The 26,309-nt window shown below is 64.5% G+C and carries 1 protein-coding gene; it reads right to left on the bottom strand.

All coding sequences use genetic code 11. The annotated features are described in order from the left end of the window. Nucleotides 1-26,295 carry a LuxR C-terminal-related transcriptional regulator gene (locus ACZ60G_RS43045; RefSeq protein ID WP_465818050.1) on the bottom strand — a complete coding sequence of 8,765 codons (26,295 nt, stop codon included), beginning with the start codon at nt 26,293-26,295 and terminating at the stop codon, nt 1-3. Nucleotides 26,296-26,309 lie beyond the last annotated feature (14 nt).

The raw sequence follows: 26,309 nt of genomic DNA, 5'->3' as shown, positions 1-26,309 counted from the left end.
CTAGGGCGACGGGGCTGCGTCCGCCTCGCGGCGGAGCAGCCGCAGGGTCTCCTGAAGCGCTTCATCGGCTTCCGCGTGGTAGATCAGTCGCTCGGCCACAGCCTCGCTCATCCGCTCTCCGCGCAGTCCAGGCGGCAGTTCGCGATGGAGTGCGCTGAGTTCATCATGCAGGCGACGGATTTCGCGCGCGGCCGCGCGCGGCGCCCAGTGCACTGGAAAGCGAAGCGCGGTATCGTCGAGTACGTCGGCAGCCTGGCCGAAGTGATGGAGTCCAGAGGTGTAGCGACTGGTTTGGTTCGTGACGTACATTCCCGCCATGATCAGGCTCCACAGATAAGGTTCGGTTGCGGCGGCGAAACCTTGATCACTGAGGGTCCGTCTCGAGTCGCTGTATTTCTTGGCTCGGTTACGCAGGTTCCCGAAGACATCAACGAGTGCGGGGGCGAAGTTGCCCTCCGAGTGCACTTGCAAGGTGATATCAGCCGAGTGGTACCGGTTGGAAACACGCAGACCGGACAATTCCGCCAGTCCATGCGTTGTCTGCTCGAGGATCGCGATCAAGCGCTCGCGGCGGGGGTCGTCCCTGCTGGAGCTGCGGGCAGAGACGGCGTCCCTGGCCTCGTGTGCCGCCTCCACAATCTGTTCGAGACGGCGATGAATTTCCCAGAACGGCACCGGGATGTTGTGCAGCGGGTGCGGTCTGGTCCGCGGGTCGTGTACCGCGCCGACGCTGTCGAGCACCAGGCTCGCGCTCAGCCACATCTCAAAGGCGACAGGCTTCCAGCCGGCGATGGTGAACAACATCTCCGACAGTGCTTCGTTGTTCAAGACACCCGGGTCGAGCCCGAATTCGCTGGCGGCGACGATTTGTTTTTCGAAGTATTTCGCCAATGCGGTAGTCAGCGCGTTCAATATCCGCGCCGCGCTGGTCAGCTCCGCGATCGGTGGTGGATCGCCACGATGCAATGCCGCCAGATGGGCGGTGACCTGTTCCCGGGTCTGTGCCATCAGCAGTCGGGCCTCGTGGAAGGGCAGCTCGCAGGCCCACTCCTCGAGCTGCTCGAAGGTGGCTGTGAGGTCCGGCATCGCGATCTCGGCACGCAATGGCATCGCGCGGGGAATCTCTGTTGTATCGGCGTCGTCGCCTCGGGCGGGTGCCGTTGCCTGGTCGCCTGGCGGAATCCACTGCGCGGGCGGTACCGAAGCACCGAGGGCGTCGAAGATCCGTGTGCTGGGCAGATCAGGGCGCTGGGCCCATGCCGGTCTGGAAGTCGCAAAGGCACTGCGCAATTCGTTGCCGACGAATTGGATCTGCTCCGGCGTGAGTTGACCGTACTTGGCTGCTCGCCGAAGTCGGATGAGGTCGTGAATGATGCGCTGGATCTCGAAGAACAGGAAATACACATCCCATACATTCGGCGATGCCGACACCTTCTGCCGCAAGTGCTGTGCGGCCGGTCCGGCACCGGTGAGGTGATACATGCGGACAAAGTCGATCACGCGATCCCCGGGCCTGGCCAGCTCCCAGTCCACCGCGACCACTTTACCGGCTCGGTTGCCGCGCAGAATGCGGAGCAAGTTCCGAAAATGCGCGTCGAGATGCACGATCGCGAACGGCGCGAACCACTCCGACGACATGACGCCGGAATGGATCCAACGCACCACCGGTTCGAACGGTTTTTCCGGGATCCCGAGCGCGGCAAAGCAATCGGCGAGTTCGGGCAGCGCCGCTCGAATATTGGCCATTTCCTCGGCCACGAGTTCATCGATGAACTTTCGCCGGTCCCCGGTCCCCAGGAAGGTCTGCCGGTGCAGAGTGTTGAAGAGTTCGACCACTTCGCCGATCACTTCGTCGGTCAGGCCCCCGCGATCCATCACCTCGGCGAGCTGTTCGGCATCCAGGTACTCCATGAGAACGACTTCATCGATCCGGCGGCCGTCGGGCATTTGGACGTCGTTGAACACTCGGTAGACCCGCGGCACCGATGGCTCGTTCGCCTCCGCGAATTTCCGATAGACTCGCCATTCGACGAGCTTGACCTTGTCCAGATCGTCCCCGCTGGCCGTTGGAAAGCGCACCATGAATTGTGGCTTCCCGTCGATAAAGCCGACCGGGACATTTTCGTTCTTACTCCCCGCCATAGCGGTCGACAGGCTGTTGAGTGCCTGCTCGAGAAGGGCCGCGGCGATCTCGTCGGGCATGGTCTGGCCTGTCGTTCCGCCGATCGGCTTGTACCGATCATTGGTAAGCAAGTTGGGTATGGGCTTGTCGGCTTTCGGTACCGGGCCGCTCGCGCGCTCTGGGGCGTCGCCCTCGTTATCGAGGGCGGCCGCTGCCACTGCCGCCGCCAGCCGGCGTAGTGCGCGACGTTCCAACTGGCGCGGGGGTTCATCGAGCTGCATCTGGTGGGCTGTCTCGTTGCGGGTCCGGCCGTCCCAGAACCTTGCGGTCAAGTAATCGCACTCGAGATCGGACAGGGTTGCCATACCGCGTTCGACCTCGCCGCTGGTCCGGCCGGGTGCCAGCGCGCGGGCCAAGGGGTCGGCGGGGTCGACCTTCACGAATTCGATCAAGGCCCGCAGCATGGCCTGTCGGAAGAGTTCGGACCGCACATGCTCGACCGCGCGATTGCGGGCGTGGACGATGGCCATCTCCGAAGCGTTGTCTCCGTGATCCGCGAGCGTCTCCGCGGTGATGGCATCGGCCGCCTCGGCCGAGCCCACAATAGGCTGTATCTGTCGAAAAACTATGTGCTGGAGCGGCGTGGGAGACGCGTTCGTCGGGCGTCGGCGGTCGATGATTCTCGCTAGATCGTTGGGCGTGAAAGGTGCCGGTCGGCCGGTCGTGGCTGGGTCGGTTGCCGATTCCGTCGGCCGGGTCCGGGGCGGTCCGGTAGCGATGGTGACGAGATCGTCGGGCACCGGGAAATGGATCGGCTCGATGGATTCAGACCTGCGCTGTTGGAAGTCGAACCGCTGTTGGGCCGGCCATGTCCATGCAGCGCGGTTTTCATCGTGCAATCCTTCGAAGATCGGGCCTGGGTCGGCCGGGAATTGCGCCAGTTCCGTGGCCAGTCGACGGATTGTCTGCGCTAACCATGGGGCATCCGCCGCAGTGGCCAACGCTTCCAGGCGCGCGAGGCTGACGTTGTCCGCCGCGACTCGGCGGACGGTTTCCGCCGACGCGTCTAGCGGGGACCCGTGCTGACGGTACAAGCTGTATTCCTCGGGCCACATCTCGAAGACTTTCGGAAAGCCGGCGGTGTTCGTCACCCGTACCCGTTGCGCGCTCAGAGCCCCCTCACCCATGGGAAACAGGGTCCAGAATGCATGCAACAGCGGCTCGACAGCCGGATCGGTCAGGATGGCGTCAGATAGCGTAAGAGCCCAGGTCAGATCCGTCGTTGCGGCGCCGTGCGCCGCCGCCGGCCAGGTGAATCGATGGAGGCGATGGCGTTCGAACAGCTGATTCGTTGCCAACCACTTCGCAGCGAATACCGCTCGCCAGTACGAACCGCGGAACTGCTCCCGAGTTATATCGCGCGGATCGGCGACGCGGGCTGGGCCCTCGGTTCCTGTTCCGGATGGGCTGTGTGCCGCTTCGATGTGGGTGTCCGCGTCCCGTGTCGCCCGCCGCGCAAGTGCTCCTGGTCGGATATACCGATGTGAACCCAACCAATCCCGGCCGTGCTGGACCGCGATCATTTTGGTTGGAAAACGGGTATGCAAGGCCGCATCGATCATCCTCGACACTCGATCGAAGTGGGAACCGCCGACAACCGGACCGAAGAAGTCGACCCACGCGTGGGCGTTGCCCATCAGGTCGAGTGCGTATTCGATTCGGCAGTCGACTGGGGGATCCCCGGTTCCGGTATCGATCGTGATCGTTCTCGTACTACGGGGTCCATCATCGATCTCCCGCCACCGTACGGTTTCCGCGGCGTGCAGAACCAGCACACCAGACCGGGTCTCCGCGCTGACGACGGTCCCGCTGACTCCGAGAGGCCGTCGGCGAGTTTCCGGCCGGGGCGAACGCGAGTCGACGACCAGCACGCCGGATACCGCATCCTCGTCGAGGTCGCTCGAGTGCGGATTTCTCCCGACCCGGGCCGCGGGCGGCAGTGCTTGTTCGGGAGCCGTTTCCAACTGGTGATGGAGTTCGAACCAGGCGGAATGCCGGGTGCCGCTTTCCGAATGAGTGGTGCCGAAATCGTCCGAGAAAGCCCTGAGCGCGACGGTGGGCTGATGGTCGATCTGTGCCTCGGTGCCCCCAGGCGCGGAGATGGTGACCACTTCGACGCGCGTTTTGCGAATGTCCTGTTCGTCCGTCGCCGTCACGACGGCCTCGATCCGGGTGTCCGGCTGCTTCCTCGCTTTCACAACCAATTGCGTGAACAGCACGTTCGCCGCCGCGACCTGCTCGTCGGTGAGCCAGGTGAACCGTTCGCCGAGCAACCGCAGTAGTTGGTCGCGCGCCGGATAGGCGGCGCTGATGTTCTGGTTCTCGCTCGTATCGGTGGCGCCGCGGACGACGAATTGTTCGTGAGTATGCGGGGCTGGTGCGCTGCCGCGTTCGGAAGGAACATGCTCCATCGGGCTCACCACGGGTTCGCCGACCGGTGGTTGTGCCGCTGGGGGCTGGTCACTTCGACTCGATGCGCTTGTGCCCGAGGCATTTTCGTTCGGCTCCGATGGGAGGTCGCGATGCCGGTGCGGTTTATCCCATTGCACGGGGTCGCCTGGAACGTCGTCGTTGTGGTGGAAGGCCAGGAACTGGTTACCAAGGTGCTTTGGCCGTTTTCCGCCGGCGAGGCGGTGGCGTTCAGCGGCGAACGGGTTGTCCCCGGGATGGTGGAAGGGCTCGGGTTCGGTGGCGTTGTGTCCGGGGAGTGTGCCGGAGCCACCAGCAGCAGGCCCGGGTCGGTCGGTCGGCAGGTCCGCCACCGGAGGATTGCTCATCCCATGTAGGAGAGCCAGGGTCTGATCCACCGCGTCGCCGAAAGATGCGTCAAGGAAGAGCCGGTCATATGCGCGCGTGGCCATCGCTCGCGGCCGCACATAGAGCGACCCGAATTGCGATGGCTCGAGTTGTTCGTGCAGTTCGTGTGCGGTGGCGGCGGCGGTGTGCGGCGCCTGGTGTCCATGCAGACGCGCAACGATAGCCTGCAGCGTCTCGGAAAGACGGCCGAGATGTTCGAGACCGGATGCGTAGTCGCTGGTCCTGAGCAAGTAGTACCGCGTGACGGTAGCCAGGCACTCCAGGTAGGCCGCTGCCGCGGCGGCGAATTCCCGCTCGGCGCCGTTTCGTGCGCGAGCGAACACTGTCGCGAGATCCGGCAGCCTGCCGAAGGCATCGGCCACCGCCGGGTCGTGTTCGTGCCGCGGCAATCGCAGATAGGTGTCCGCGACGTCGGTGTAGAAAGCCGCTTCTTGGGGGTACCAGACGGTTTGCATCGTCGATATCAGGTGCGGGAGACGTGCTGTCCTCAAATCTTCCGCACCGGAGAGACTAGGAGTATCTCCGGTGTCCGCCGACTCGGCCAGCAGTTCCAGGCTGTGCGCGAGATGCCCGGCCGATACCGAAAGTTCATGAAGGAGTGCAGGTGGCACATGGTGCATCCGAAGGCTCCCGATGCAGTCGAACACCGCGCGTGCTCCGAAGTGCATTTCGCGAGCAATCGGGGCCCACCCCGCGAAATACTCCATCACCTCCGACATCGCTGCGTCGTCGAGCAGTTCGAGGTACTGAGCATCGCCGAGGAACGCTATTCCCTCGGAGATTCTCTCCCAGAGTACAAACGTAATCGTGTTCAGCGCTCGTGCCGGACCGGTTGGTACTCGAGGTGACCTTGTACCACGGTGAAAATCTGCCAGCACAGCGGTGATTTCGGCGCGCAACGTGGCCAATACTTGCCGGATCTCATCGAACGGCAACTGGTGAGCCCATTCCCATAATTCATCGAATGACGCGTCGGTGAAGCTGGGTATCGCGGTTTCAGTTCGTCCGGGCGGACCGATGACGTAATAGAGGGGGTCGATGTCGATGGCCAGCATCTCAGGGTCGGTTATCTGCGCGGGAGGCGGGCTCGAAACTCCGATGGCTTCGAAATACTGCTGTCTGGACAGGAGTCCGCGGATTCCTTGGCTCCGTCTGGCCGCTCGGAACGCGCTCGCCAACTCGGTTGCCGCGAAATGGATCATCTCGGGAGTGAGCAGACCGAACATCGCCGCGCGCGTGTGTCGAACGGTGTCGATGAGGGTTCGCTCGATCTGCGACAGCAGGTCGTACATGTCATCGCGGTCCGTTCGCGGCAGCAGCCGCCGGAGCAGTTCCGCGCTCGGGCCGGCCCCCTCGAGGAGGCGAAGACGGGCCCAGTCGAGAGCCGGGTCGCCCGGCCTGGCGAGTTCCAAGTCCAGGAGCGTCACCGTGCTTTCGAGATCGTAGAGAATATTCTTGAAATGCGCGTCCGAGTGTATGAGAACAGGATCGATATACTGCGTCGGCGACACCATGGCCAGAACGGGTGCGAAGGGATCGCTCGGGATCCCCAGCGCGTCGAAAGTATCCCGGTATTGGGCGCGCGACCTCGCGAAGACGGACATTTTCTCATCGACCAGTTTCTGGACGAAGCGCAGGAGGTTGAGCCCACTTCCGATGCCCTTGGTCTGTGCATGCAGTTTTTTGATACTCGCCACCATGATCGCGATCGGCTTTTCGGGCAGATCGTGGAATAGACGGGCATTGTCCACGAACCCCTGGATCTGCACGCCGTCAACGACAGTTCCATCGGGCAGCGTGACACCGTTCATGAGGTAGTACAGCCGCGGAATCTTTACATCGCGTTTGGTGAGCCACTCGATCACCCGTGGTTCGGAAGTGAGTCTGGTGTCCATACTGTCGCCCGGCTTCCGTATACGCACCAGAAACGGGCCGACCCGAATATTCAGATTATAGTTGCCGTCCAAAGCCGAAGATAGGTTGCGCAGGGCTTCCTCGATTATCGCCGCTGCCATCTCATGTGGCATATCGACGCCATCTCTACCGCCCAGGAAGCGGAGATCCTCGATCGGGGGACCGGGTATCGGGCGTGTGGTCGCTGGGACCGGTGCGAATTCGGATACCTGGTTGTCCCGCTCCGGTAGGGCGACGGTCGCGGCCAGCTGCGCTGCGACGCGCCGAAGCGCGCGGCGCTCCACCGCCCACGGAGCCTTGCCCAGTCGCAGCCGATCAGCGGCCTGTTGCCGAGTGAGCCCGTCCCAGAATCGTGCCCGTAGAACGTCACGTTCCTCAGGTAATTCGGCAAGGCAGCGTTCCAGCTCATTTCTGCTCGCCTCGGCCAGGGCGCGAACCACGGGATCGGAAATGTCGACCTTGGCGTCGATGATGAGAGCGACCAGCAGAGCCTGCCGGAATCGGGCGAAGCGCACATGATCTACTGCCAGCTCGCGGGCAACGGCGAGCAGCGCCTCGGCACCCTGCTCGCCCGCCTGCGAAAATGCCTCGGCCGCGATGTCCTGTGCTATGAGGTCGGCGCCCACCAGCTCTCGCACTTCCTGGAGCACGATCCGCATGAGTCCCGGGTCGAGGGGGTCCGGCTGTCCGGCCGTATCGCCCGCGTCGGTCGGTTGGTCGCGTTGGTCGTCCGGGGTTGGTTCCGGTTGTCGGCCGGGGGGGTTGAATGCGTGTCCCTCCGGATTGGGGCCGATGGCGTTGACAACCGGGTCGAGGTGTCCAGCGGCGCGTCGTCCGCGACGTTTCGGGGTGGGAAGGTCGAGTACCGCGGGGTCGATGCCGCCGTCGAAATGCAGCTCTGGCCCTTGGGGAGCGCCGAGTCCGGGCATGCCTGCCGTATGGTCGCCTGCGTCGCCGAAAGGGTCGTCGAGGTCGGGGACGGCCATCGCGCCGATCGGGGCCGCGGGGCGGTGGGGTTTGCGCCTGCGGGGCGGGTGGTCTGGTTCGAGGTCAGGCTTGGCGGAATTGCCGGCGGCGCGTTCAAGAGCCGGTGTCGACTCGGTCTCGGCGTCCGTTGGTGGTGCCGGGTATACGCGATCCGCTGCCCAGTCTGTCGCGGCGCGCACTGCGCTTGCGATCTTGCCGGTGATGCCGCCGAAGATGTGCTGCCCCGTTTCCAGGAGCAGCTGCCCGGATCGCCCGGGGAGCAGACCGGCGATGCTCTTCACGATGTCGTTCGCGGTGCCCAACCCGAACTCCGTGCTTTCCCGCAAGACGGTGCTGAGCAGGTATTTGTCGGTCACCGCCATCAGGTATTCCTCGGCAGGGCGAGAGCCGATTCTCGACCAGATGAAGGCACAGTGGACCCGAGCCCGCAGGTAGTCGTCGCTCTGCGCTTCGAGCCACCGGCATCCCGGGTAAAACCCTGCCGACCACAGGTCGTCTTTCAGGTGCCGGGTCCAGAACGCGTACTCGTCATCGGTGATCACTCCGCGCGCGCGGGCGTCGTCCATCAGCTCGATGTCGTCGTCCAGCATCGGCCTGCCGGAGAAGTACTGCATGATGCCAGCCGCGATCAGCAGCAGTTGCGGCAGTTCATCGTTCGAGGTGGCGCGCTGCCAGCTGGCCCACCTGGTCTCGTCGGTGGAATCCCGGCGGCTTGCCTCTTCGGGGGTGCCTACCGGCTTGGTCCGGAACTTCCAAACCGGGATGGTCTCGACCGGGATGGTCTCGCCCGGGATGGTCTCGCCGTCCCGCGTGATCTTCTCCTGCGTGAAGAACAGTGTGCGCCAGTCGATCTTGTGCTCGTGGACCAGTTGATCGATCGACGAGCCGGTCACGTTGATCAATGCAAGCGTCATGTATATGGGAAAGCGCTGGATGAACCGGGCAAGTTCCAGGAGATCCTTCTCGGTGAGCTCCACATCCCGAAGTGTGTCGATGTCTTCCTTGAACAGTGCATGGAACCAGTCCCGCCGATTGCTGACCCAGTCGGCTCCGAATGGCGCCCCGTCTCGGGGCATCGGCATCTTCAGTAGGTATTCGAATCCCTCAGGGTCGATCGCCACCACTGTCTTGATCGCATCCTGAACGGGGCGCCAATACTCGGGTCCGGGTGCGACGTTCTCGGCACCGGGATCCATGATCGTCAGCTGGGCACTGGTGGGGGCGCCGGTGGATGATCCGCGGTTCGGCTGATCGGTGTCTTCGTCGTGCCGTGCACCCGGCTCCGTGGTAGGTGGATCGTCAGTCGCGTCCGACGCAGGTTTCCTGGTGCCCCGAGGCCAGCCTCCGCCAGTGGCGTGGGGTTGGGCGAGCGCTTCGACCCGTCGGCGTCCGCGTGCGGGTTCGAAACCGTGATGTAGGGGGTTGGCGCGGTCGCCGAAGGGATCGTCGGGGTCGGGGACGCCCATGAATCCGGGCCGGGCCGCGGGGCGGCGTCGCGGGCGTGGGTCGGGCGCAGCGGTTTCAGGTGCCGCAGCAGATGTGGTCTCCGAATCCGAGGCGGATGGTTGGCTGCTCCACGGCGATCGCCTGCCGGATGTAGCCTTCTGTTGCGGCGTACTCGGCTCCGTCGAAGTTCCGGCCGTGGCGCGGGTGGCGAGCCATTCCAAGGGCGTCGGGGCCGGTCGTGGACGTGTGAACCGGTTGCGCATGGCGCGATAGAACACGGCGACATCGGCGTCGGTGATTATCGCGTCGTCCACCAAGCGGACGCCGGCCATCCGCAGCCCGTGCACGATCTCGTGCAGCGAGTGATGGTGCGGCATCATGAAACCCATTGCCGCACCGATGAAGTCGAGCCCAGGAAAGCCTGTCGGCAACAAGTTGGTGTACGCGACCAACCGGGTGGCGCTGCCGGAAGGCCCCGCCGTAAGCGCAAACCGGCGGTCGACAGCAATCTTCTGGAACAACGGATCGTCGGTGTCGAGCTCAACCAATGCTGTACCGGGGCGCCATGGCAGTGAGACCGAGTATCGGGTGGGGTCCAGTTCGAGAGCCATTGCGAGGCTGACCGGTTCCGCCTCGTGAAAGACACGCACGTAATCGACGACGGCATATCCGGCCGAGTCGAACATCCGCAGACTGTGCTCGTCGTAGCGATAGAGCGGCAGTACATCCGTGATCGCCGGATCTTCGGACCGCAATTGCCCGAGCAGTTCTTCCACGTCGACCCGGCCGCGCGGGTCGCGCGGCAGCGCTCTTGCCGGATCCAGGACGCTGATTTTCCGGGCTATGAGCATGCCGGAGGGAATGGCTTCCAGTTCCCGTTCCGATAGGGGCATCGACAGCAGCGCGTATTCCGCCAGATCGGGACTCCGGCGCGCCATCTCGTCAGGGGAGCGGTTGTGCGTCAGATCGTTGCGCTGGGAGTATTCAGCGAGGAGTTGCGTGACGACCGGATCCGTCGCTTGCACGAGATGGGTGACCTCGCGGAAGTCCAGGGCAGTGATCGTGGCGTCGCGTTTCTCGGCCAGCATCGACTCGCGGATGGCACCCAGTGCGGGAATATTCAACCCGATAGCCGCTGCCTGTGCCTGCCAATCCGCTTGATTCAACAGTCTGGCGAGGCCGTCGGCGAGTGTGGTGCCCGAGCGGGTCTCCGTCAGCTCGGCATTGCGGATCATGGCGTTGAGCACGGCGGACATCAACTCACGCAGATTCCCGCGGCGCCGAAGTTCATCCAATGACACGTGACGCGGCACCGCGCCGCCCCACTTCACGTTCTCGTACGCATAGAACGCATCGTCGATCTGGTCGGGAGAAGCTTCCGGATGCAACTGCACGAGTACTTCGCGCAGGCAGTCGAGCACTTCGATCACGGCCGCCCGGCTGCGCGGATCGTTGTACAGCGAGCGAGCCAGTGCGACCTCGTCCTGGGTGCGCCGGTGTCGCCAACCGGGTTCGGTCGACTGTGGAGGCAGCGTTCGGCCGATTCGAGAGTTGCTTGGGGTCGGCTCATACGTCTCGGTGTCGGTCGAGTCAGGTTGGGGCTCCTGCATTGTCGCGGGATCCGCGACGACGCGTGTTGTCGAGTCGGTTGGTGTTCGGGGCGGTCCACCGCCTCCCGGTGGTGCTGCGGGTACCTCGTTGGGACGTGGGGTGGTGTCGAGCGGCGTGGTGTCGGGTTTGCCGTTGCCGCGGGGGAAGCCGCCGCCGTCGGCGTGGGGTATCCATTGCTGTTCTATCCGGTGGCGTCCGCGTGCTCGTCCGAATCCGGGGCCGTCGTCGAGGACGTTGCCACGGTCGCCGAATGGGTTGTCGGGGTCGGGGACGCCCGCTAGGCCGAGAAGTACCTGAGGGTGTACGGGTTCGGGTCGCGAGGCGCGATCCGTATGTCGCTGCCGCGATGTCGGCCGGCTTGCCCTACTCCCTACTCGAGGGTTGAGTGTTGTTGCGGCACTGGGCATTTCTGGATCCGTGCCTGCGCGCGTCCGCTGGTCGCGCTCGGCGGCAGCGGGTACTGCGCTGGTGCCACCCGAAGTCGGCCCGCCAGTAGGCGGGCCGGGGTTCGGTCCTGGTGTCGGCGTGCCGCCGCCGGGATCGTCGTCGTCATCGTTGTCGTTGGAATCGTCGACTACCGGGCCGGGCTGTGTGGTGGCCTTCCCGGAGTCCGCGGCATCGCCGGGATCGACCGGTGTGGTCGTATCCAACTCGATTCCCGCCGCCGCTGCCGCCGCCGCGAGCTGCGTCCGCTCACTTGCTCGCAGCTTGCGGTGGATATGTTGGGCGTGTGTGCGGACCTGTGCCGGGCTGGTGCTCAGTGCCGCTGCGATCTCCGTGAAGTACCGGCCCGCCACGAGCATGCGGAGGATGTCGGTTTCCTGTTCGGACAAGGTGACAGGGTGCAGATACTCGGCAAGGTTGCTTGCCGCGGGAATGCCCAACGTCTCGGTCAGCGTGCGATAGGCCACGAGCACATCGCGCGGAATCACCTGTCCCACGATGTGTCCCTTGCGCGGTGTCTCCATCAGGCCCTTTATCTCGGACAAGATCTCCGTCACCACCTCACGTGGCGTGGGATCCCCGGCGGTATCGGAGCGCAGTCCGTAGCGGATGTAGTTGTCCACGGAAACCGCGGCACCGACGATGGCGATGTGCTGGACGGCCGGGCAGTGCCGCTTGATCGTCGCCCACACCCGCCGTGCGTGCTGTGGTGTGCAGACGACGACGATGGATTCGACATCATGACCGTGCTCCCGCAGGACAGCTATGGAAAGCGCCGCATTTTGCCTGGTGTTCCGTGCGTGCGGTTCCTCGATGATTCGGTCGGGGTTCAGGCCCAGTTTCTCCGCGGCCAATCTGAATTTGGCGGCCTCGGTCGCCCAGTGCCGATGTTCATGATCGGGCCGGTCGGCGCCCTTCTTGTCCCAACCGGAGAACACCACCGGGATTTCGCCGAGTCCCCGCTCATGAACAAAGTTCGCGACGACGGCCGACGCGCCGTCGTCCGGGCTGCCGAATACGACGACGGCACCGTAATCACGTCCGGCATCGAACGCCCACTTCGGATCTATTCGTAGGAACTCCCAGATCGTCGTCAGGTCGGACATCGTCTGTTCGGAGTCCATCCACGCGTCAGTTGGTGCAGGGCGCAATCGTCCGGCGAGAGCACGGATCGCGCGCAGCTCGCGCATCTCGAAAGCCCGCAGGCCGACACCGGCCTCGTTCGCGGCGACACGACGGGTAAGTCCGCGCACGAATCGCGAGGTCAGGGCCTGCCGGTAATTGGCGTTGGTGAGCTCGCCGATGGCTGATACGAGGTTTAGCAGTGCGGTCTGTCGGACCAGTTCCCGATCCGCATCCGCGCCGGGATGCGCTCGAGCGTCGCCGAGCAGCAATGCCGAAAGTCGTTGAATGGCACGGTAATAGGCATTGCGGTGATTCGGTCCGAGTGCCCGAGCCAGCTCAGCGTTGGACTGTTGCTGTATCAGTCGTCGCTCGATGACGGCGCGCTGTTTTTCGCCGAGTAGGGCGAGGGTGCGAGCGAAGGCGTCGGGATCATCGTCCCGCGCTTCCTGGACCACCGCCAACGGTTCGTTTCCTGCCCGCTGCTCCAGTAGCCGAGCAAGCCGGACAAGCGTGGCGCGTTGGGCCGTGCGGACCGCACCTACGTCGCGGCCCAACAGGGCCGCCGTCTGGTCGGGTGACAGTTCGAACCGAAAGCGGAGGTTGAGGACCTGTCGCTGCGCCGGTACGAGTTGTTCGATGCAGTCCTGCAGTGCCTGCGTGTCGTTCTCCAGCGCCTCCCGAACGATCGGCGGCGTGTTTTCCACGATTGTGCTACGCGCCAGTGCCGCAACCAATTCCGCGGCGGGAATTTCGGCATGCGGGTCCACGCCGGGGGCGACTTCGGATAGCACGCGGGTGTCGACCGGCTCGACGGGGATCCGCGCGCGTACGCCCTGTCGGGCTGCGACCGCAATGACCAGCTCGCGGGCCGCATCCCAGAGTTCTGGGGGTGCGATAGTGGGATCGCCGAGTGAGGTCCTCGATCGGTTGGCCAGGCCGGGGCGCAGCGGCATGAACGGGCCCAGTGCTCGTCGATGGTCGGTGGCGAGCTCACGCAGGAGTTGGCGCACCTGCGATGTGGTTGCGTCGGCCAATATCGCCGGTAGCGGATCGGAAGCCGCCACCCAGGTGCCGCGGATCACGAAATCCCGAACTCGGTGCCAGAATTCGGCAATCGGACGACGATCCGCCATGAGATTTCTGGCGTTGACGACAATCCACTCGCGCAGGCCCCGATCACCGATTTGCCCGAGACGACCGATCGCATCGGCGCATGCCAGGTCGAGAATCTCCTGAGCCTCCCGAGGCCCGTCCACCTGGCGCAACACCCACTGGAATACCTTGTCCCCGAACTCTTCCCGGATCAGATCGACTGCCCGTTCCGGATGACCTTGTGCGACATGCTCATCGATCGATTGCCGCAGCTGCGGGTAATGCCACGCTACCGAGGTGCCCGCCCTGGTGTGGCTCACCAGATATCCGTCGACGCCCAATTGCAGGTACACCACGGCGATGGCGGCCTTCGGCATCCCGAACCGCGTGGCCAGGTCTTGCACGGTAGGCAGCGGCTGACCGTCGGACAATCGACCCGAGCGGATCGCTTTGCGCAGCTCGGCATTGAGAACGGCCGGCCAGCCCGGCCACCCTCGGCGGGTGGCTTTCTCCGCCAGACCTTCCGTTACCGGCGCCTCGGCGAATATCTCCAGTAGTTCGTCGGGAGTTATCCGCTTCGTGTTGTCACCCTGTACCGCTTTGCCCCGTTTCGGCTCGGTTGCGGCGGGGGAGGGACCGGGTTGGTGCGCGATTAGCGGCGGTTGGTGATCATCGGGGAGGTTGTGGAAGAAGACCCCGCCGTGTTGGAAGGGGGCCAGGGGTTGTTGGCGTCCGGGTGTGGGGCGGTTGCCGATGGCTGCGTCGAGTTGTGCCATGGCGGCTCGGTGTTCGGCGAGGACGTCCTCGCCGATGGCAAACAGTCGTTGTTCGGCGGCTCGGGTTTCGGTGGGCAGTTCCTCTTGGGCGGCGCGTGCGTGGACTCTGGCGGCGAGGTCGCGTGCGATCTGCGGGTTGCCGACTTGGGCCATCAGTCGGTGGTATACCTGGCCGTTTTCCACAGCAGACGCGGACTCGTTCGCGGCATCGGCGGGACCGGTGGAATTCCGCAGCGGCCGTTGAGGGTTGGTGGTGGCGATTTCAATGCGCGGTCCGTCGGTGTCGAACACGAATCGGTGCGCTGGTTCGGCGGCGCTCGTCTGTTCGTGGCTACCGCCCCGGGGCGCCTCGGTGGTCGACGTGAGAGATGCTTCGGTAGCCGAGGTGCCGGCAACCGATGCGGCCGTGGCCGGGCGCGGGCTCAGTCGGCGTGGCGCGTCGCCCTGATCGGTGTAATGCCCGTAGTCGTAGTACTCGTGGACCGTTATCGCTTCACCGGGGAAATGGTTCAGCAGTGCGGCATCGATGGTTCGGCGCACGATGTCGAATTCAGGGCGATCGACCTCGGGCATGCCGTAGGTAATGTAGGCGATGGCGCCGTCGGTCATCGAACGGTAGAGGGCGATTTCGCAACTTACCGTGAGATCGTCGCTGGTGATCTCGACGCTCGGTGGCGGTGGCAGCTCGAGGGCGTCCCGGATTTGGTGGTGACTGACACCCGCTGCTTGGACCACGTGCAGGGTCAAGGTCCGGCGGCTTCGGTTCGCACTCGGCTCGCCGGGCACATCTGCTGTCGGACTTGCCATCTCGGCGGTGGTGACCAGTCCCGAAATCCAATCGCTCGGTGCTGCCTCGATCTCCTGAAGTCGAGGTGGTGTGTCGAGCACGACGATGGTACCGGACACCTCGAGGGGCAGAGCCAGGACGTTATTGCGTTCGAAGACCGGCACGGCACAGCCGTAGTGATCGATCGCGATGAGCTCGGCGAGGCCGGAGATCATCGGTTGTTGCCGCAGGCGCGCGCCGAGGTCCGCCGGAGTGAAGGGGGCGTCGGACAGATCCGCCAAAATCCGGTCGGTCTGCTGTGTGCCGACGAGTTCCGCGAGTCCGGCGGCGAACGCATCGACGTCTCCGCCGTGCGCCGTGTAGTAGTCGAACGGTCTGCCAGCGATGCGATAGTCGGGGCCCGCACCGCCTTCGGTCTTCTGTAGCGGCTCGATCTCGAGTTGCTCACCCGTCATGGTGAACAACCCTGTGTCTGCGATTCTTGCCCGAACATCGTCGGTCTCGTCGATGTCTTCGATCTCTGTGGCACCGCGCGGTTCGGTCAGCTCCGCCGCCGCCGTCGGCGGCCGAGCGCGCGCGTCTTGCTGCGGAGCCTGAGTGCCATCGGTTTCCGTGGGGGCCGGGCTGATCCGGGGGTCCGCGGCCGTCGCGTCCGGTTGGTCGGATTCGGCACGGTCGGGTTCGGCAGCTGTCGCTGAGCGGGGTTGATCGGTGGTCGATTCGGATCGGGCGTCATCGACTGGCCGCGCGTCACCGGTGCCGAGTTCGGCCGCTGTACGAATCCGGAAGTCCTGCACCGCATCCGGGGAGACTGTCGTCGAATCGCCGTCGGCGGTGTCGGGCAGGGTGCCGACGACGACGCGAAGCATCTCGAGTTGGCGCGGCGACATACGGGTCGACGTGGGATCTGTGTCCAGCGGCGCGGGTATCACCTGAATCCGGCCGTCGGCGCCGACCTTCTCGGCCAGTTGTGTCAGGAACCGATGGACCCGCCTCGGCGCCATGCCGAGGACCGCCCCGGCGGTCGCGCGTGACATGCCGTCCGCTACCAAACGAAGAACGTGTGCCTCGACTTCGGTCAGCGCGACCGTGCGTACGTCTTGCGCCGCGACCGAATCGAATGCTGGCTGGTCGGCACCGGGTGAATCGGGCGGTTCCGGTGTGGCGACGGCTGACCGCGCGGCGGCGTCCTCGGTCTCGGAATCCGCTGGTGCCGAGGACGATCCGACATCCGTCGCGGGTGCCGCGGCTTGGCGTGCCGCGGCGGTGTCAGGCGGGGTATCCGGACGCGTCGCCTCCGCAATTGTGGCATTCCGTCCTCGGGTATCCATTTTGCGGCCGGCGCGTCCGAGGTGGCTCTCCACGGTGTGCGGTGCAATGCCGAGTTGCTTGCCGATTTCGCTATTCGACAGACCTCGTGCCGCCAGACCGACAACTGCGGCTTCACGATATGAAAGCTTGTCGAGTGCAACCGAATTCAACGGAACGGGAGACACTACCGGTTCGATCGGCTCATCGGATGATTGGACCTGCGGATCCGGCGCGGCCGCCGGTGTGTTGTCGGCGAGAATGCCCCAATCCCGCGCCTTCTTGACTATCTCGGCCCGTTCGCCGGTTCGGAACTCGCGTGCGATGTTGGCCTTTCGCACATCCAACACATGCTCGGAGATTCCGAGATTGGCAATGATTTGCCAATCCGTCATGCCCGCTGCGAACAAACGAATGATCCGAACCTGTTCGGCGGGCAACCGCTTCGCATCCGTGTTGGCACCTGGTCGGCGACGCATACCAGCGAACGTCGGCCACGGGACACCGCGCGTTTGCTCCGAGTTCCTGGCGCGGGTAGTGGTGACAACCGCCGAGGCCAACGCACGGGTGGCATTCCACAGCGCGGAGGATTCGGTCTCGGGATCGCCGGGTGGTACCGGCTGAACCACTGTGCCGGATTGCACCGGCCGGAATCGGGCGAGATTCCGCCGGTGGTCGGGGCCGAGCTTGTCGAGGGCGCTGCGCACGTCGGGTACGGTCGCCTCGGCCAGTGCCGCGCGGACGGGGTCGGACTCGGCGAGATCGGCACCTCGGATCAAGAAATCTTGGACTCGGTGCCAGAACTCGGCGACTTGACGATGTTCGGCGATGAGATTTCTCGCGTTCAGCACGAGCCATTCTTCGACGTCGCGATCCCCGATTTGGTCGAGGCGCCTGATCGCGCTCTCGGACGCTGCGTCGAAAATCTCCCGGGTCGCCATCGGCTCACCGACGTTGGCCTGGATCCACGGGAATACCTTGCCCCGGAAGCGTTCCCGGATCAGATCGACCGCGTGCTCCGGATGCCCCTGTGCGACATGCCCAGCGATCAACTGGCGCATCTGCGCCTCCGGCAGTTGATCTACATCGCCGACCGCGGTGGCCGCGGCTTCTGCCTCTTGGCGCAGCGCGAGGGTTGTCTGCGCGAGCAACTCGGAAAAGCGCGGATGGTGCACGAACAAGGTAATTGCCCGGCCGCGCATCATCAACGGATCCTGGAAGTCCGATTGCGGCCTCCGATGTTCGGCGATCGCGTCGCGGAGGTGCCTTATCAGTTCGGCTGCATCGTGCAGTGGTTGGAGGCCGGGTAGGTGAGCGGCGGTCTCCACGAAGGCATTGCTTGCTATTTCGAGGAGTTCGAATGCGGCGTCGGGCTCGCGAGTTCGGGTCAGGTAGTAACTCGTCACGGTGACGACGTTCGGCAGGAATGCTGCCGCGGTCGCGGCGAAGGCCCGGCCCGATTCCGTTCGTGTCGGATCGAAGGCGTCCGATTCCGAACGCAGTGCGCCGATGGCGCGGGCAACGTCGGCATCGAATCCGCCGACCAGCCCCGCCATCAGGTAGCCGTCGATATATTCGGACCAATCCGTCCGCTCCGTAGCTCGTATCTCGAAATGTCTTGCCAGCCCCTTGATTTGGGCAATCGCGGCGTTGGCGGGTCCGCGGTGCTCGTCGCTCGGTCTGGTTTTCCTGGGGAACCCCCAATCCTCGGACCAGGGCATCGTTTCGACAGCGGTAGTCATGCTGTCGACCATGCGTCCGAGGTGCGATGGAAGAGTATCCAGGAAATTCAGTTCGTTTTCCGGCTTGCCGAATGGCGCCGGGATGTCCTCTGGTGCTCGCGAGCGCAGCGCACCGGCGAGATCGAATACCGCATTCGCGGCAGCCAGCAACGCCCGAACAGCTGGCAGGCGAGCCTCGAGGTCGCGGGCGAGTTCGAACAGCGTCGAGTAGTCTGGGATGTTTCCCTGATGAGTATTCGCCTGGACCCGGTGGCACTGCTCCCAAATCAGTACATTGAGCAATCGCGCCGCGGCCACCGCGGCTTCGACCGGCGGCGGTGCGCCGTGCCGGAAGGTGTCGAGATGCGCAGTGACTTCGGCAGTCGTATGGGCGATCAGCTGCTGTGCGTTTTCGTCGGACAGGGCCGTGGCCCAGTTGTGCAGTTCGCGATAGGAGGGGCCGAGTGTGTCCGGGTCTTGCGGGCGATCCGGGGCCGTCGATGCCGCGGCCGACTGATCCGGTACCGAGTGTGCCGCATCGGCTACGGGCTGAGGACTACCGCTCCAGGGCGTGAACCTGCCGGACGTGCGGGGTGCGGGCACCTGCGATGCGGCACTGTCCGCTGCGGATGGACGGCCGCTCCATGGTGTTTTCGAAGCCGGACCCGTCGATTCCGTTGCGCCGGAACGGTTGACCTCAGGCGTCGCATCATTGTTGGGCACACCCGCGGAATCGACCTGCGCATCCGTACGGCCACCCGCAGCGGCCAGCGGTGCCGGCGCTCCGTGTGTGTCGTGCGGCGGTCCGGTGGGTTCGGTTGTCGAGGACGGGGTTTGGGCCTGGATCTGGTCGGGTTCGGGGGCGCTGTCGTCGGGCTCGGGCCGGGAACCCATCGGGTGGATCGGGTAGTCGGCGAGTGGTTCGCCAGGGGTTGCCACCGGATCGGTATCGGGGTCGAACCGGGGGATGGGTTGCAGACCGGTGCCGTCGTCGTTCGGGACGAAGGCGACTCCGAAGTATTGCGCCCCCGGCTCATCCGGAGTCCCGCGTTCGTACCGCGTCCATTGTTCTTCGCGTGAACGGTACTCCAGCGGCTCTTCGCGGGGATCGTAGCCGACCAGTTCGCGTTCCCAGACATCGCCGCTGTCATCGGTCTTCGTCAGATAGATGTGTGCGCCGCGGCCGCCCGGACGGTCGAATACGATCGCGACCCGTGCTCCGGAACCCAAGGCGCGGTGCAAGTCCGCGGCCTTGTCGCGTGCGGTGCCGTGCTGATCGGCCACGAAACCACCTGGCACCCACCCCGCGCTCGTCGCCCAGCTGAACTCCTCCGCGTACATTTCCCCCGGCGGACCTTGATCCGGCCGCCGCCGGACCGGCAGGCCCGCACGTTCGAGCACATCTCTCACGTCGGGCGCGCAGTCCTTGGCGTTCGCGCCTTCCAATAGCAGGGCCAGTGCCAAGTCGTTCCAGGACACCGGTGGCCCGTCCGGGCTTCGGAATCCGACCGAGCCGTCGCCGTGCGCTGTCGAATCGATTTGTGGCTCTTGGGTTTCCAGCAGGAGGCCGGACAGTCCGGGCCCCTGCTTCGCACGGAGTACCAACTCGTCGGCACCCTCGTGCCCGGAGACGAGATGGAAGCCGGGCAGCGGTGGCCGCCCACCCGGCCGGGTGGCGTAATAATCGCGAATTCGCTTGCGTGCAACGAGATCTTCGGTCAGCGCTGGCAGGGCCTGATCCACACCGGCGCCACCCGTCATGCGCAGCACCCAGGCGACTCGCTTTCCGGGATTGTCGCGTGCGGCCGCCTCGACATCCCGCGCCAACCGCGCGACCGCGGCGATCACGGACGCCGGAGTGAGGTCCTGATCGAAGACTCGAATGTGCACTTCGTCGGCGGCATCGATATCGCCGATGGCTAGTTCGAAATGTGCCGGTATTTCGAAATGTCCTGAGTAGTAGTCCAAGACGTGCACACGCGGGTGGCCGGGTAGATCGGCCGCGAGTTCCGCCGCCGCGGCCATTCCGAGCAACGCCGCTTCCAGACGCATCCGCTGTCGTAGGAAGTCGGCCTGCTCGAATTGCAGCTCGAGCGCCGCCATCGGATCCGCGTTGTCGGGCTGCTGCAGTGCCAACTGCAGGTCGCTGTCCAGCATCTCCCGGCTGATCCCCAACCGGACGATCCGGTCGCGCCAGCGCGCGGGCAAAGCGCGCTTATCGTCGTGCGGTTGGGGAACCAGCGCCCAGCGCTGTTCCCGATTCAGCGAATCGAAACCCATTGCGGACGCGGTAATCTCGTCGACATCACCGCTCTGGGAAACATCTGAGCGCACCGTGGACAGCTGATACCACGCGCCGTCCGCGATCTGATCCAGTTCCGGATGTTGCGCGGCCCAATCTTTCGGAAGCACCGGACGCGGCTCTGTACGCGGGGCGAGCATATCGTCGGCGAGTGCGCCGAGTTGCTTGTCGAGATTATGAATCTGCTGATCCCAGCGCTGGAACGCGACGCACTCCGGTGCGGTCAGCTCATCGGGCTGTGCCGGGTTGGTCAGCCCGAGAACGACCAAATCGGCCTTGGCGCCGATCACCGCGCGGGCTTGTTCCCGTCGCAGTTCGGCTGCCTGCCGCTGCTGAGCGAGGGCGTCGAGCCGACCGCGCCGGTCTTCCAAGACGCGGGCGTCCTCGGCGGTCTTTGTCCGCGAATGGAATTCGACGAATTGCTTGGCGTTGCGGAGTCGGGGGTCGTCGTCTTGCGTGCCGTTGGTCTCGAGGAAGGTAACCACCCAGCTGACCCACGCGCCCAATACCGCTTGGTCCACACCGAGCTGTTGCGTGAGTTCGGCTGCCGCCTCGTCTCGCTTGCGCCGCACTGCATCCAAGTCCTGTGCTTGCGCCGCCGTCGAATCGGCATGGCCACGGGCCGCGTCGACCTTGTCGAGCAGCCGAATCTCGGCGTCCAGCGCATTGACCCGCTCAGCCGCCGCCAGCAACTCGCGGTGGGCCTCGAACGCCTCGAGATATGTGCGCGTTATCTCGTCGGGCGACCGCGGCGGATCGGCACGCCTGTCGTCGTCCAGCCGCGGAGCCAGAATCGCTTGCGCCTGAGTGGAATTAACGCGCAGTGCCCGCAACACCTCGGAACCCGGTGCCAAGTGGGTCGGATCGATGCTGTACCGCTCGGCGAGTTGGGCGAGGCGAGCGCGAGCCTGCTCCAGCTGTGCCGCGAGGCGTTCGCGGGTGCCGGGCGGGTTCGCTCCGGTGCTGTCACCGATCGGGACGTGTTCGGCGCCTCCGCGTTGCTCCGAATGCGCTTGGTCCGCAGCGATTTGCGACGTGCTGGTCAGTGGACTGACGCCGGGAGCGCCGCGTTGGAACCCAGTGTAGTTGCCGTCGGTCCGCAGGAAATTAGCGTTGAACGGGGGCGGGTCGCCCCGACGCCGCCTCCGCCAGCGCAGCGGCAAGCGATACTCCATCGAGCGCATGTAGGTTGTCAGGTCGCGGCCGTACTGCCCGTCGAGGAAGCGAATTGTGCCGTGGTCGTTGACAACATTGAGCGTGTGGCTTTTCGGGATTCCCTGCTCGTTCAGCTGCCTGAAGTCCTCGTAGCTGATAATGCCGCGAGCAAGGTGGCCAGCATTGATCAACTCGCGCTCGACATCGGCCCAGCTTCGGACGGGCCGGTACGTTGCCGCATAGTGAGCTTCGGTAAATGGGAGGTTGTAGTAGTCACCGTTGAGGTCGAGCCTGACTTCCCGCCCGAACTCTGACGGTGCCGCGACCAAGTTGGTGCGGCCGCTGAGCCTCAGATCGGTGACAATTGCGCACTCCGCGCAGTTATGCTCGTTGCGGAGCGGGTTTACGTCAAGAATCAGATCGTGTAACGGATCAACTCCGTGGCGCGGGGAATCCAGGCCCAGTGCAAATTCGACACACTCGATCATCGACCGTAGGTGGTCGCGTGACGACGTGTCCAGGCGTTCACTGATCTCTCTGAGCTCGAACAGCGGATCCTGGCTTTTCGGCGATACCAACGGTGTGATCTCCGCCGGCAGCGAGAGCAGCCGGACGAGGTCGACGTCCAGACTGGCACGCCGGGCATACAACCTGGTCCGTTTCATGGACCTCAAACTTGTAGACATACTGGCATCGCGCATGTCGCGATTGAATTTTGTTCGCTGCCCGATCCAGTGATAAAGGCGCCCGACGCTGAGACCAATGACGGTTTGGCTGCGTTGCGACTCGTCCAACGAACGCCACTCGCGCTGGAGCAGTTCGATCGCATGCCACACCAACTCCGGCTGGTCGAGTACTTCCTGGGGGACCCTCAGGTAATCCCTCGCGAGGTTCTTGCGCGCCTCGAGGACTTCAGCGCTGACCGGTTGTTGTGCGGAGGGTTGGTCCTTGGCGGAGGTATGACCGGAACTGCCTGTGCTCGTGGCATTTTCGTTGTCGGCCGCGTTGCTCGCGGTTTCTTCTTCTTTGCGGGTTGTGCGTGGTCGCCTCGGCTCGTCCCGCCCAGGGCCGTCGCCACCGAAGCGGTTGATCACCCAGGGACCAGCCCCTTTGTCTCGGCGCCCGCCTGCCTGATCGACCGCGCCGTCGACGAAGTCGACCCCTCTACCGTCGTCCCTTACGTCTTCGAGGCGGGGCGGTCTGGCGCCACGGCGAGGCGGCGAATCCGGTTCTTCCGCATCGGTTCTCGCAGCGTCGCCCGTGTCGGCTGGTGTTGGGGTAGCACTTTCGGTAGCCGGGTCCCTGTCGGGGCTCGGGTTGCTCTGGGAGGCGGGTACCGCAGGTTCGTCTGGGTTTTGGGGCTCGTCGGCGGCGTCCATAGTCCCCGGCGAATGCGCACCATGTGCCTTCGGCGCGATGGTTCGCATCTCGGGCCATTGATCGTGGCTCGCCACTGTAGTGCCGTGGGTGGTGGTCACGAGGTAGCCTTCGGCGGCCAGTTCTGTATATACCGAGGCCAGAGCCGATTGCGGCAGACCGAGTTCGGTGGCGACTGCCTTGGCCCGGGGCAGGCGCGTCTGCTCCGCAATTCGGCCTGACCGGATTGCTTGGCGTAACTGCAGTTTGGATGCGTCGCGCCCGCTGCGCCGCCCGGTCTCAGGTGGTGATTGTGCGGCGAGTTTGTCCAGCAGTTGCCGTGCGGTCAGGGGGTCCGGCACCGGGTTGGTCGGCCATTGGTTTTCATGGGTCACCGTGGTTCCGAGTTTGCCGCGGCTCACTAGATAGCCTTCGTCGGCCAGTTCCCGGTAGGCCGCTCCGACACTGGACGGCGGCATACCGAGAAGGTCGGCGACTGCTTTGGCCGCGCGCAGGCGCGTCCCCTCTAGAATTCGCCCTGACCGAATCGCCTGGCACAATGCCAATTTCACGGTGTCGCGCCAGCCGATGCCTTGCGCGATCTCCCTCAGCTCTTCGGCCGACAAGTCCGCCGGGAATATTTCCAGCAGCAACTCCGCCCGGTCCGACGAGGACTCTTCGACGGGCCCAGTCGGCTGGGCCGGGGGACTGGGCCGGGTGTATCCGAGCAGAAACAGGGTATTGGCATCGGCAATCGCGAGTACTTGCCCGATATCCATTGTGGTACCGGCTTCGTCAGCGATGAGCAGTGTCTGTTCGGTGATGTCGTGAGCCAGCTGCCGCTGTTGGTCCGTGTCGAGGTCGGCAACACCGCTTCCGACTGCTTGTGCCACCGCCGCCAGTGCATATTCGAAAACCTGCTCCGCGAAATCGTGTGCTGGAGGCGAGGCGGGAGCGGCGTCCGGTGCGGATTCCGGGGTCGACGAGGGCTCGCCCGGAGGAGCGGAGTGTTCGTTCGGATCGGGGCGGGAAAACCTCGCGGGACCCCCGGGTGCGTCCGGACCGTCGTCCTCTGCATCCTCCTGCGGAGCAGGGCTGGGAGCACCCATTCTGGCTTGCTGCTGCGCCACCAGGGAAACCAGCTCGTCGAGCACGAAGCGCGGGGAGCCGTCCTCCCCGACGTATGTGAATTCGGGCTCTAGCTCGTTCTGGTAGGAAGCCCGAGCGACGGCACTCATTCCTTGCCACTTCCGTGCCAGCGCGGCGAGTACGCCATCCGGCGCGATGCTTGCGACGAACCCCGTGGCGGCCGGAACGGAGCCGCGGACGTACGGCTGAGACACTGTCAGCGCCGGTCCGTCCTGGAGTGCCTCTTCGACTGTGCGACCCGCCAGAAATGCCCGCAGGGCGTGCACAGGGTGGTTCGGATCTGTCTGTGCGCTGCGGCCGAATGAATTATTCGCCTCGGCCAGCGCCTCCGCTGGCATGAAGACCGGCTGTTGACCCCACCAGTCCCAATCCGGGTCTACCTCGTCTCCCGGTATGAGTTCGACTTTGGGATCTCCCATTCTAGGGGATTTAGGGTCGTCCTTCTCTTCGAAAGCATAGCCATAGAGAAGGTCTAGCCACTTGTCGAACCGAGTATCCGCGGGGAGATCGCCTTTCTTGCGCAGTCCTCGAAAATACTCGAAGAGGAATCCGAATGCCCTCGGAGCCAGCTGGTTCCGATAATCTTGTCGCTTATCGAACCGGGCATCCGAGGCTAGTCTTCCTGAAGTCAGCAACTCCTTCAGGAGGGCATATTGGGATGGGGCGATCGGAGGTGCATGCTGCGACAGCAATTCGGCCGCATCTCGTAGATGTGCCAACTCGTGGCGGAGCTGATCATATAATGGGTTGCCGGTTGGAGCTGCCCGATAACCGCTCCTGAAACCTGCCTCTGCTCGCGCGGCAAAATATTCCGGATTGATCAAGTAGTTCTCATTGAGAAATACGATCAAGTCATGTTCGCCCAGCATCGAATCAGCGGCGGCAAAGACGTCGTCGGGCATTGGAGTGACGATTACTGCCGCAGGACGGCACACTGGATCTTCGGCGACCGCATCGACAATCGCATTCCGGACAGACAGCGCCGTTTCGATCGAAATTCCGGGCTTGTCCAACCCCAATATCTCGGTGCCGAAGGTCGTGCACACCTGCGCCGCGATCGCCTGGTTGACTGCCGGGTCGACCTCGGAGCCGGGGGACGGTCGGCCGACGGTTCCGCCCGCACCTGCTTCATCGCCGGACGGTCTCGTACCACTGGTTTCGGCATCGGCGGCCGTCGAACCGGAACTCGTTGTGCTGGAATCGACTTCGCCTGTGTTCGCGGTGCTCGATGGCTGCCCGGTGGCCGCACCGGCTTGGTTGGCGTGCTTGCCCTGCTGCGTGGCCGCCGACGGCGCCGCATCGGGTTCGGCCGCGGTCTCCGATGACTCGGCCGCCTGTCGGCGCTGGTCGAGGTCGGCGATGATCGCGCCGGTGAATTCGTCGAGCGTGAGTGTTCGATCGTTGCGTCCGGTCAGGCCCAGCCGACTTAGTCCACTACGGAAATCTTGGTCCCAGAACGAGTAGATATTCAGCTCCACCATGGAGTCAACCGAACCGTACACGGTAGGTTCGGCCACAACATCGTTGCGCGCCGCGTGCAGTCGCCCCCGGTTGATTCGCGCTCGATGGCGCAATCCGAAGTCGATATTGTCCTGTGCCGCCTCAGCTGGACCCCGGAGATAGTTGTGGGGAGCAAGCGCTTTAGCGATTTTGGGGATATCGCGGAATCTGACCGCGATAGCCAACTCGCCTGAGACATTCAACCGCAGGTGCGGTACTGCGCGAATGGCGTCGGCCAGCCAGTCCGGCAGCTGGTCCGACTCACTGAGTTCGAAGCTGTGATCGCCCACTGTGATGTGAGCATTGCGCTCGCCTGGTTCACCGCTCTGTTCCAGGATCACCCGAACAGTGCCGTCCGCGCTGTTCTCCAGTGCTGCTGCCACCTCGAACTCGGCCCGCTGGTCGGGCTCGGATCGGGCGGGAAGCTGATCGGTCGAACTGCTTGCGGCGGAATCGGTTTCGGCTGCCGTCGGAGTTGGTTCTGGGAGCGAGGGTGGGGTGGCCGTGTCGGAGCTGGGATGGTCGTTGTCCGGTGCGGCGGCCGGGATGCCGAGACCTGATGCGGCACCGGGTGGCTGATGCAGTTCGAACCAGGTGGATTTGCCGGTGCCGTTGTCTTGCACGACGGTTCCGTGGT

It is taken from the genome of Nocardia sp. NPDC102475, assembly GCF_055584605.1.
This window is presented reverse-complemented; position numbering and strand designations above follow the sequence as displayed.